Below are 228 nucleotides of genomic sequence, written 5' to 3' on the forward strand. Positions count from 1 at the left end.
GTCGTCATGAATAATGAAAAACTGGAACAGCACGGCGGTTTTCGCGTTTCGGATGGCTTCAAAAATCGCGCTGAAGGTCGCGTCGCCGTTCACCAGCAGACGCACCTCATTATTGGCCAGGCACGGCATGCGGCCCAGCTTGGGCATGGCGCGCAGCGAGGCGTAGGCGCTGGAGTTACGCGCAGCAAGTGCCTCCTCGACCCACGGGCGCCAATTGAGTGCGGTGAT

Annotated in this window: 1 protein-coding gene; it reads right to left on the minus strand. The window is 60.1% G+C overall.

Going from position 1 to position 228, the window contains the following annotated elements; all coding sequences use genetic code 11:
- Positions 1 to 228 (minus strand): hypothetical protein (locus LD028_RS18280; protein ID WP_483298302.1); only part of this gene is annotated, 228 nt, incomplete at both ends.

This window comes from Anoxybacillus sp. LAT27, from assembly GCF_022030075.1.
GTDB classification, from domain to species: Bacteria; Bacillota; Bacilli; order Bacillales; family Anoxybacillaceae; genus Anoxybacillus; species Anoxybacillus kestanbolensis.